The following is a 9,054-nucleotide window of genomic DNA, read 5'->3' on the forward strand; positions in this document are numbered from 1 at the left end:
TCTTAAACCGTCAAACAGAAACCTGATCCTGTCCGGTTTTTAAGGGGCAACTCCAGAATTGCCGACAACCGGCTCGTCAGAATCCACGGCTGCAGCACCTCCCTCACTCAAGAGCCTGCGCCACCGGTAAAGCAGATTGGGCGCAACGCCATGACGGCGAGCGGTGGAAGACACCGTCTCGCCAGGTTCGAAACTCTGCTCAATGATTGTCAGCTTCTGCTCAGTTGTCCACCGCCTGCGGCGAACATCACCCGTCAGCAATTCAACGTGTCGATACTCGTTAGACATAAGCCTGTCCTCAAGCCTGTGCTTGAGCCTTTCTGCTTATGCCGACTGTCCGGTCGAAATGGGGGGCAGTTCACGGGGATGCTTGTGTTTTGGCAAGACCAATCTTCCAACTACAATCTGCGCACAACCAGTTCGATAGTGTTTTCCACGCAGAACTGAGCCAGATCAGTTCTGCGTGGAATTGGGGTCGCAGCAATTCGCCTCCATAGCGATCACTTTCTTCCATCGGTGAACCACTGATGCAGATGCCTGCTTTGGCTCAGGAAGGTATTCCAGCTCGGGTACCGCAGGCTCACGACACTAGGACCTAGTTTTTTCGTCTGCGGTCCCAACGATCATGGTACCAAAGCCACTGATCTGGATATTCCCTGACCCAGAGTTCCACCTTTTCATTTAGAAGCTGGGCGGTTTGCTGGATATCTACCGTGCCCTGCGGATCGCGCGGGATAGTAATTTTTGGCTCAAGCTCCAACCGAAACCGATTGTTTGGCAGACGAATGCAGCGAGCCGGAAGGACATCGCAATCGAATTGACGCACCAGCTTTGCCAGTAGCGGGTTTGTTTGAACGTCCTTGCCGAAGAATTGGGTCGGTAGGCCTTTACGAAACTTCTGATCGACCAGGATTCCAACGCCACCCCCACGCTCTAGTTGGCGAGCGAGCGCGAAAGACGACCCTGCATGGGAAGGAACAAGATTTCCCATCCTCTCCTTTCGAAAATTGATAAGTCTGTCGGCAACATATGGATTGTTTGGAGGACGAAACAAAGAAGTCACGTTGAGACCGAACGTGGCCCCAACGACAGCCAACAGTTCGAAATTGCCCGTGTGAGCGGTGAAGACTATGAATGGGCGCTTATGGTTGTGTAGTTTTGTAAACTCGTCAATCCCAGACACCTCGATCCGCCCTGGCTCAGATCGCTCAGGATCGTAATCGAACAGTTGGTCCAAAAATACATACTCGGCAGCTAACCTGCCTATATGTCCCCAACTCGCTGTCGCAAGCTCCCGTCGTTCTCTTTTCGGCTTTTCCGGATAGGCTATACCAAGATTATGAAGTACGAGCTTGTGGCGTGGGGTCAGGGGCCCGATTACGCGTGCAAAACGATCGGCAAATCTTATCGCTGGATCGGCAGGGAAAAGCTTCAGTAGATTCAGGAACCCGAATGCTATCGTGGCATTGATCCATTGGCGAAGGTCGTCTAGCCGAAAGACGAGCTGCCTCAAGTGTCTTCTTACGCTTTTGCTCATTCGTTCATGCGTTCCGATTATCGGTCTCATCGGTCAAGTCCTTACGAAAAACTCCAGCGCATTCTCTGAGCTTATTCTCCAGCCTGTAGCGACAGGTGAAATGCCATCGGAAGGCTGTTAAGAGAAAAGGCAGAACGGCAGGAGACAAGTATAATGATCAGAGAAGAGATGCTTACCTATTCTCAGGCGGTTTGCGATGGGCTTCGCGAGGACGAAGACGGTGTGAGACGCGAGGTTCTCACTCATGCAGGAAGCAGGTGGTCGCTCGGCGTCATTCACACCCTCGGTGTCTATGGCAGGCTCCGGCACGCAGACATCGGAAAACGAATGCACGGCGTGACACAGCGGATGCTGACGCGAACGCTCCGCCAGCTCGAGAGAGACGGTCTCGTCACGCGCCATGATCTCGTAGAGATGCCGCCCCGGGTTGAGTACGAACTGACCGAACTCGGGATGGGTCTTCTCATCCGCATGGTTCCGCTGTGGACATGGGTCGTGGAGAATTCTGACGAGTTTCGCAAGGCGCGCGAGGATTACGATGCCCGTCCGCCAGAAAAGCCTTCCTGGCAGACATTTTGAGCACAAATGCACCAGGAGGAAAACATGCCAGCATGCCATCTTACGTTGGATGACAGCGTGATGAGGGAGCACTCGCGGAGCAACTATTTTCTTTTTCCACGATACCGGCAGGCACTGTCACTTTCCGCTAAGGTTCGCCCCAATCCAATCCGACACGGTCGTCACTTTGATGCCTTTGCGCACGTTGAACGTGTTGGCTTTGTCCCACGCCATGCCACGCCCGATACCGAAGGCTGCACGGTACTTGCGCATCATGTTCTGGGGGTCGTTTGCCAGTTCTTCCATCAGGACCGGGACCGTCCATTCGGACCGGCTGAAAGGGCGGCTCAATCCTACTTCAAGTTTGTCGGCGAGTTCACCGTAGGTGACGGTATCGCCGGCAAGGAAGACGATCTCGTTTGCGATGGTCGGCTCGTAAAAGACGATTTCAGCGGTCAGAGCGCCAATGTCGTCAGGCGTCGTCACAGTGACAGCCGTATCGTAGCTGCCGAGAGCATTGACTATGTCATTCTGCAGGTCAACGACACCGAATTCCGGTTCGAAGAGATAGCTCATGAACATCCCGGTGGAGATGATGACCCATTCGGTCTTGCTTTGGGAGCGCAACAGTTCCCGCACATCAAGCTGAGCGTCGAAAATGTCCTGCGGGCCGCCTCGACCGATCGCCTCAAAGTCGACGCCGAATTGCCAGGGGAAATAGCGGGGAATTCCCGACTGCAACGCCGCCTTGGCAAGCTTCATCGGCGTATTGATCCCGGCCGCATACCCTGTGCAACCGATCACGGTATCGTAATTCCAAAACAGAGATGCCAGTTCATCGACTGAGCTCTTCACCAAATCGCCTTCGATGATCTCGATGCCGAGGTCGCGGATTTCGGCGATGTCGCGCTGCTTTGCAGGCACATCTGATTGAACGGCACTGGCGCGGAGAAGAACGCTGATCCTGGCGCCCTCGATGGTCTTGGCGCGAAGAGCCAGATTGCGCAGGACGGGCATGCCGAGTTCGCCGGCACCGAGCACGAGAATGTTGCGCGACTTCGTTTGGGAGACTGTTGTGTTCATCGATTTCAATCCTTCAAAAACTCTGTGTTGCCGCTATTTGGCAACTCACGATCACGAAGGAAAGAAGGTACACGGATGATACTGCGGCTGACCGCAGGGCGATCACGCGTTTGGTCTCAGCCCCGCGCAGGTGCGACGACGCGGTGACATTCCCCGAATGCGGGGCGCCACCTTAGAGGGATATGCTGTAAAGATTATGGTCGCGATCCGGCGCAGCCGATTACGCAACCTTGGTCACGGACCTCCGCACAGCGTCTCGAAACATCTGTGCGACCGGGTTTGCGGGAAGTCCATCTCTCTGCTGGGCGGAATACATGCCGAGTTCCCAGACCGGAAAATTTCTGTTCTGAAGGGTGACATCGAGCGCAGCCAGCCGATGATTTGCGATCAATGCGCGAGGTACCATCGCCAGACCGAACCCACGTTCGACAAACTGCAGGAGCAGTGAAAATTCGTCGACTTCGAACGTCGTCGTTCGGTGGGTTCCCTGGCTTGCGAATATCTGATCGGCGATCTGGCGCAGGCCCCAGCGTGTCGATAGATCGACGAATGGTTCTGCGCTTATCGCCTCGAACGGAATATCCCGTTCGCTCACCAGGCGATGGTCTGCCGCGCCGACGATCGTCATTTGCGACGACACGACAGACAGTACATCGAAACCGCTGTGGTTCACGCTGTAGGATGGCATGAAGGCGACGTCGATCGATCCTCGACGCAATTCGAGGGCCAGCTCGCTTGGCCGCGTTTCGCGCACGCTGATCTCGACGTTAGGGTGGGCCGTCCGAAATTCATGCAATAGCCGCGGGATGTCGAGGCTTGGAGCAAGACTTTGAACCATAGATACGACGATGCGGCCCGATGCCCCAGTCTGAACTTCACCAATAGATCGCTTCGCAGCCCGCATGGCCGCAAGTACGCGGCGGGCTTCTGGAAGGAAGACCTGCCCGGCGGGACTGAGCTCCACCCGGCGGGTGTTTCTGATGAACAGAGAAGCACCCATCTCCTCCTCAAGGGACCTGATTGCCGATGAGAGACCGGACTGTACGATCCCGCACCTCTCGGCGGCCTTCGTAAAGTGTTGTTCTTCGGCGGCTGCGACAAACAGTTCGATCTGACGAATTTCCATACGCGTCCCGATTAATCTCTAATAAAGATGAGAGCTATTCAATATATTCGTTGGAGTCAATTATACTAGTCGAGTATGCGGATGCGACGTAACCCATGAGGCTTCTTGAATGTCATCCGTTGATAAAAATATTGCGCCGGAGCGGTCATCATCGACCTTTTTCGAGGGATCGAGAGCACCTCTGGTCCGTATGTGGCTGAGTATCCTGCTCGTCCTTTTCTCGGCCTTTAATCTACGTTCGTTGCTTACCAGCGTCGCTCCATTGCTCCGAGACATCCAGGCGGACCTTTCTCTGTCAAACTTCTGGGTGAGCGTCCTTATGACCGTGCCTGTCATCTGCCTCGGGGTGTTTGGACCGCTGGCAGCTCCTTTGTCGAGGCGCTTCGGGCTCGAGTTCGTTCTTGTGATGGCTGTGGTCGCCGCTCTGGCAGGCACCATCCTGCGCTCGTTCGGGCTGGTGCCACTCTATATGGGAACCATCCTGATAGGAGCAGGCATCTCGCTTCTGGGCATCTTGACGCCGGTTCTCATCAAGAGAGACTTTCCTTCGAAGGTGGGTCCGATGATGGGCCTTTTTGCAATGATGTTGGGCCTTTGGCGCGGCGGCATCGACGGCATTGGCAGTGCCCATTAGCCAGGCCCTGGGCGGGCGTTGGGAGGCGGGCCTTTCTTTCTGGATGGTACCGCTTGTCCCGACTGCCCTGATCGTTCTGGGGCGGATGGCACTCGGCGAAAAAGGCGGGCGATCGGTCGTTCAGGCAAAGGTTCGTATCATGCATGACCCCGTGTCTTGGCAGCTCATGGGTTTCTTCGCGCTTTTTGCGTCTCTGGCGTATGCCCTTATCAGCTGGGGTCCTTCGATGTTGTTATCCCGAGGACTGGATTCAAAGAGCAGCGGCTTTATCATGTCGATCTACTTTCTGGCCCAGATGCCGAGCGGACTTCTCGTCCCGATTATTGCGGGAAAGTTGCGCGACCAACGCCTCATCACCGCTGCGATGATTATTCTCGGAACGGTGGGTGCCATGGGCCTCTTGCTGGCCCCCACATGGTCGCTCAGTGGCGTTGCCCTCTTGGTTGGGATCGGCCAGGGCGGTGGCTTCGCGATCGCTCTTACGCTCATCGTACTTCGCGCCGGAACCCCGCAAGTCGCAGCAAGGCTCTCCAGCGTCGTTCAAAGCGTTGGTTACGTCGTCGGCGGTCTCGTCGGCCCTTTCGCGGTGGGAATGCTCCATGACATGACAGGGGGTTGGTCAGTTATCGTTATATTCTTCGCCGTCGTGGGCGCTGCCTCGCTGGTTTTGGGATGGCGAGCCAGTCGGAACAGAACGATATTGTCATCCTGATCGGCGATCGCGCCGATTGGCTCGCCTCAAACACAAGCCACGTAGCAATGATAGAAAGGCACAGGACAGTGGTAACCGTCTCAACCAAGGAGTGGGCGGATAAAGGCTGAGCGAAGAGCTCGGTGGTCTTCCTGCTAAACTTTCCGTGGGGCGCTTCCCACGCATAACGCAAGGTCGAATACAATGTCAGCATTATTTTCTACGTTTCAACTGAAGGACGTCAGCCTTCGTAACCGTATCGCCGTCGCTTCGATGTGTCAGTACCAGGCGCAGGATGGCATCGTTAACGATTGGCATTTTACGCATTACAGCAGCCTGGGACGCGGCGGATCAGGTCTCGTTATCGTTGAGGCGACTGCAGTCTCACCAGAGGGGCGTATCACGCCGGGCTGTACCGGACTTTGGAAAGATGAGCAGACCGAAGGCATGGCGAAAGTCGCAGCTTTGATCAAGGCTGCAGGTGCTGTGCCAGGCATCCAGATCGGGCAGGCCGCAAGGCAAGTGCCAATCTTCCCTGGGAAGGCGACGATCATATCCCAACAGGCGATCCGCGTGGATGGGAGACCATTGCACCATCTTCCATTGCCTTTGGCGGCGGCCTTTCGAAGGTGCCTAAAGAGATGTCGCTTTCCGACATCGACCGCGTAAAGAGTGATTTCATTGCCTCTGCACGACGCGCATTGGAGGCCGGGTTCGAGTGGCTTGAACTTCACTTCGCGCACGGGTACCTCGCCTCCAGCTTTTTCTCGGCCTACGCCAACCAGCGAACTGACGCCTATGGTGGTGATCAGGCCGGAAGAAACCGTTTCCTGATCGAGACACTTGCTGCCGTTCGAGACGTTTGGCCAGAGAACCTGCCGCTGACCGCACGCTTCGGAATTGTTGTGTTCGACGGCCATGATGAGGAAATGTTGAGCCAGTCGATTGATCTGGTGAAGCAGTTCAAAGACGGCGGTCTCGATCTTTTCAGCACGAGCATAGGCTTCTCCGCGTCCGTCGGTAAAGTGCCGTGGGCGCCAGCATTCCTAGTTCCATTCGCTTCACGTATTCGTTCGGAAACCGGCATTGCTGTCGGTTCTGCTTGGCTTCTCGATGCACCTGCGGACGCCGAGAAGGCCATAGCCGAGAACGAGGTTGACGTGGTTATGATGGGCGCGTGCCATGCTGGCAAATCCGCATTACCCATATCAGCTCGCGATTGTGCTTGGAGAAGAGAAGCCAGCCTGGGCGCTTCCAGCGCCCTATGCACATTGGCTCACGCGCTACCGGTCCAATAGCAACGGCGCTCTTTGAATTTGGCGCTGGCCTAGCTTCACCATAACGCTAGACCGTCCAGGAACTCCCAGACGGTCACCACCGTCGCTAATCACGCGAGGCCAAGGCCGTAGCCACTACCCGTCTCGCAAGCGGGCGATGCAAAGTACCAATTTGGGTCTTTGGCAAATCCATCGCCCTAGTGCAAGGTTTTGCATTCAATTGCCGGGTCCAGAGTTCGATCCCTTTCAAGCGCGAAGCCGCCAATGTTGAGCCTGGCCGCTCCATCTTTAGCCGGGAGGGTGGCGGGTAGTGAACTCGCGAAAATCAAAGTTAGCGATTCAATCCATTCTCTTTATCCGGCGCCCTGAATTTCTGGAAGCTTCGCCAAAGGCGGCCGCAATCTTCATCATGAACGCCTTGCTGAAACGACCGAGCGTCTTCTGGTCCGGCTCGATATACCAAGAATGCTCAGCCACATCGTAATTGTATTCATCAACTATCACCCAACAGCGCTTCAGGTCGCTCAGGCCGGCTCGACGTGCCTCCGTATCAGGTATTTCTAAAGCGGCGCGGTCGGTCTGTGGCGGTTGCGTTGTCACTGCGAGAAGAGCTAGATGGGTTAGGCTGTCTTTGGTACTACGAACCGCAACGACGACGCAGGTCGGACGCGACTTGCGTCCTTCAGTCTCACCACGCTCATCCTGCCAGCTCCATAGATACGGATAGCTGATTATCTGACCGGGAAAGAACTCACGGCTCATCGCCGTACCCTTCACCACGCGCTAACCGATCGACTTCCGCACTAAACAGCTCTACATGCTCATCGGGCATGTCTGCAGCCCGATGAGGCTTGCGGGGGTCGCCACCGCTGCGCAGGCGTTCATAATGCTCATAGCTCATCAGTACGAAGCGTGGCTTCCGGTGTTTGGTGAGAACTACCGGCTCACGGCTCGCAGCATCTGTGACATCGCCAACCTGTTTGTTGAGGTCACCCGTCGTGTACTGGCGCATAGAAAATCTCCAAAATGAATATCCATAATATCTGAATTTTCCAGATTATCAAGATATTTTGCTTCTGAGAACGTTGCTGGAGTGACTATCGCATTTGTTTGAATGGCAAATGTGAGCTTAAATTTGCTCTACGAAAACGAGACTACCAAATCCTGGGGCGACGGTTCAGATCCCTTCAAGGTGCCTCAGGTTCGTGTATACAACATCCTGAAGGTTCTCCTTCATTTGAAGTCTGATGCTTTGCTTCCTATGGACAGGTTTGATTGGCGGAAAGGGTTGAAGGTGTCGTCGCAACGGCATTGGCGGAGACGACGTTGTACTTCTTCAGAACCAGTGAAAGCGTTTCTGGACTGGGGCGACTTTGAGCGCGTGATCCAATGCGCCAAAGAGCGAACTGTAAGAAGCATACCAAAAGCTTTCGGCCCTGAACATCTGTAAAAAGCGTCTAGGCGTAACGCAAAGGGGAAGCTTTCTGGTGCCTCCCGGTTTACGCTACTGGGATCAGCACTCCTCCCAGTTCTCGGTCGCGAGGGCGGTGTTGCCTACACTGCGCGGTGCTGGCGCAGAGCTGCGCGATGGTGTGGGCCTTGATGATGCGGCCGCTCGCACCGTTGCAGCGGTCTGCCGCAAGGCAGCGGTCTGAGAATTTGATCCCGCGCCATAACCGAGCTGGAAGCAGGAGATCAGTTCATGCAGCTTCTGGCTTTCGCCCGCTAGCCCCGCACCCGCGGCATTCATCTCCTCGACCATGGCAGCGGTTTGTTGCGTGGCCTGATCCATATGGTTGACCGCAGTGTTGACTTCCGCAAGCCCGTTCGATTGTTCATGCGCTGCCGTCGCGATGGCACCCATATGGGTATTGACGGTCAGAACGAGTTGTTCGATCGCCGTCAGCCCCTGACCGGTTTCGCTGACTAGCTTCACCCCTTCAGAGACAGCGGCGGTAGAGTTGGCAATTAGGCCTTTGATCTCTTTGGCGGCATTGGCGGAATGCTGTGCAAGCTCGCGCACTTCCTGGGCAACGACAGCAAAGCCCTTGCCAGCCTCACCCGCACGTGCAGCTTCGACCCCTGCATTCAAGGCTTGTGATTAGGCATGGAATAAGGACCCCGCAAATGGGGTGATCGGCGTCCAAA

Annotated in this window: 10 protein-coding genes and 2 pseudogenes; 5 read left to right on the forward strand and 7 right to left on the reverse strand. The window is 55.5% G+C overall.

The window, feature by feature from the left end; genetic code table 11:
* Positions 1–48 precede the first annotated feature (48 nt).
* Together AC5SEO_RS26530 and AC5SEO_RS26535 are read right to left on the reverse strand one after the other, a co-directional pair.
* Positions 49–288: pseudogene (locus tag AC5SEO_RS26530) on the reverse strand (transposase); the annotation flags it as partial.
* Positions 289–595: 307 nt separating this feature from the next.
* On the reverse strand, positions 596–1,537 hold the full coding sequence (locus AC5SEO_RS26535; RefSeq protein WP_029658620.1) for a lipid A biosynthesis lauroyl acyltransferase: 942 nt from the start codon (positions 1,535–1,537) through the stop codon (positions 596–598).
* 153 nt (positions 1,538–1,690) lie between these two features.
* On the opposite strand from AC5SEO_RS26535, the gene AC5SEO_RS26540 reads away from it, so the two are divergent.
* Positions 1,691–2,116: a winged helix-turn-helix transcriptional regulator gene (locus AC5SEO_RS26540; RefSeq protein ID WP_025590984.1), complete on the forward strand. Its 426-nt coding sequence runs from the start codon at positions 1,691–1,693 to the stop codon at positions 2,114–2,116.
* A gap of 117 nt (positions 2,117–2,233) precedes the next feature.
* On the opposite strand, the gene AC5SEO_RS26545 is transcribed toward AC5SEO_RS26540, so the two are convergent.
* Entirely contained in the window at positions 2,234–3,178 is a 945-nt protein-coding gene (locus tag AC5SEO_RS26545) for an aromatic alcohol reductase (protein ID WP_025590986.1), read from the reverse strand.
* 220 nt (positions 3,179–3,398) lie between these two features.
* A complete protein-coding gene (locus AC5SEO_RS26550) occupies positions 3,399–4,304 on the reverse strand; it encodes a LysR family transcriptional regulator (protein ID WP_025590988.1) in 906 nt (301 codons plus the stop codon).
* Between the two features lie 190 nt (positions 4,305–4,494).
* Between AC5SEO_RS26550 and AC5SEO_RS26555 the strand changes: the two genes are divergently transcribed.
* The 4 genes from AC5SEO_RS26555 to AC5SEO_RS26570 all read left to right on the forward strand — a co-directional run bounded on the left by AC5SEO_RS26555 (position 4,495) and on the right by AC5SEO_RS26570 (position 6,927).
* Positions 4,495–4,938: an MFS transporter gene (locus AC5SEO_RS26555; RefSeq protein WP_112156684.1), complete on the forward strand. Its 444-nt coding sequence runs from the start codon at positions 4,495–4,497 to the stop codon at positions 4,936–4,938.
* Positions 4,928–5,650, forward strand: coding sequence for an MFS transporter (locus AC5SEO_RS26560; RefSeq protein ID WP_162705629.1), 723 nt, complete (start codon positions 4,928–4,930; stop codon positions 5,648–5,650). The genes AC5SEO_RS26555 and AC5SEO_RS26560 overlap by 11 nt, the downstream gene beginning before the upstream one ends.
* Positions 5,651–5,833: 183 nt before the next feature.
* On the forward strand, positions 5,834–6,298 hold the full coding sequence (locus tag AC5SEO_RS26565; RefSeq protein WP_280113897.1) for an oxidoreductase: 465 nt from the start codon (positions 5,834–5,836) through the stop codon (positions 6,296–6,298).
* Positions 6,271–6,927, forward strand: a complete 657-nt coding sequence (locus AC5SEO_RS26570) for an oxidoreductase (protein WP_323687032.1) — start codon at positions 6,271–6,273, stop codon at positions 6,925–6,927. Before AC5SEO_RS26565 ends, AC5SEO_RS26570 begins: the two co-directional genes overlap by 28 nt.
* A 318-nt stretch (positions 6,928–7,245) precedes the next feature.
* Here AC5SEO_RS26570 and AC5SEO_RS26575 read toward each other — a convergent pair whose 3' ends face one another.
* The 3 genes and pseudogenes from AC5SEO_RS26575 to AC5SEO_RS26585 form a co-directional block, all read right to left on the reverse strand.
* Entirely contained in the window at positions 7,246–7,668 is a 423-nt protein-coding gene (locus AC5SEO_RS26575; protein ID WP_025590992.1) for a hypothetical protein, read from the reverse strand.
* Positions 7,658–7,918, reverse strand: coding sequence for a type II toxin-antitoxin system prevent-host-death family antitoxin (locus tag AC5SEO_RS26580; RefSeq protein WP_025590994.1), 261 nt, complete (start codon positions 7,916–7,918; stop codon positions 7,658–7,660). Before AC5SEO_RS26580 ends, AC5SEO_RS26575 begins: the two co-directional genes overlap by 11 nt.
* Positions 7,919–8,419: 501 nt before the next feature.
* Positions 8,420–9,001, reverse strand: a pseudogene (locus AC5SEO_RS26585) (methyl-accepting chemotaxis protein); the annotation flags it as partial.
* Between the last annotated feature and the right edge of the window lie 53 nt (positions 9,002–9,054).

The organism is Agrobacterium sp. K11 (assembly GCF_059429395.1).

What these genes read in the sequence shown, in the direction of transcription:
- AC5SEO_RS26570 (WP_323687032.1), top strand. Translation starts at nt 6,271, where the DNA reads ATGTCGCTTTCCGACATCGACCGCGTAAAGAGTGATTTCATTGCCTCT.
- AC5SEO_RS26580 (WP_025590994.1), bottom strand. Translation starts at nt 7,918, where the DNA reads ATGCGCCAGTACACGACGGGTGACCTCAACAAACAGGTTGGCGATGTC.
- AC5SEO_RS26565 (WP_280113897.1), top strand. Translation starts at nt 5,834, where the DNA reads ATGTCAGCATTATTTTCTACGTTTCAACTGAAGGACGTCAGCCTTCGT.
- AC5SEO_RS26535 (WP_029658620.1), bottom strand. Translation starts at nt 1,537, where the DNA reads ATGAGCAAAAGCGTAAGAAGACACTTGAGGCAGCTCGTCTTTCGGCTA.
- AC5SEO_RS26575 (WP_025590992.1), bottom strand. Translation starts at nt 7,668, where the DNA reads ATGAGCCGTGAGTTCTTTCCCGGTCAGATAATCAGCTATCCGTATCTA.
- AC5SEO_RS26555 (WP_112156684.1), top strand. Translation starts at nt 4,495, where the DNA reads ATGTGGCTGAGTATCCTGCTCGTCCTTTTCTCGGCCTTTAATCTACGT.
- AC5SEO_RS26540 (WP_025590984.1), top strand. Translation starts at nt 1,691, where the DNA reads ATGATCAGAGAAGAGATGCTTACCTATTCTCAGGCGGTTTGCGATGGG.
- AC5SEO_RS26550 (WP_025590988.1), bottom strand. Translation starts at nt 4,304, where the DNA reads ATGGAAATTCGTCAGATCGAACTGTTTGTCGCAGCCGCCGAAGAACAA.
- AC5SEO_RS26545 (WP_025590986.1), bottom strand. Translation starts at nt 3,178, where the DNA reads ATGAACACAACAGTCTCCCAAACGAAGTCGCGCAACATTCTCGTGCTC.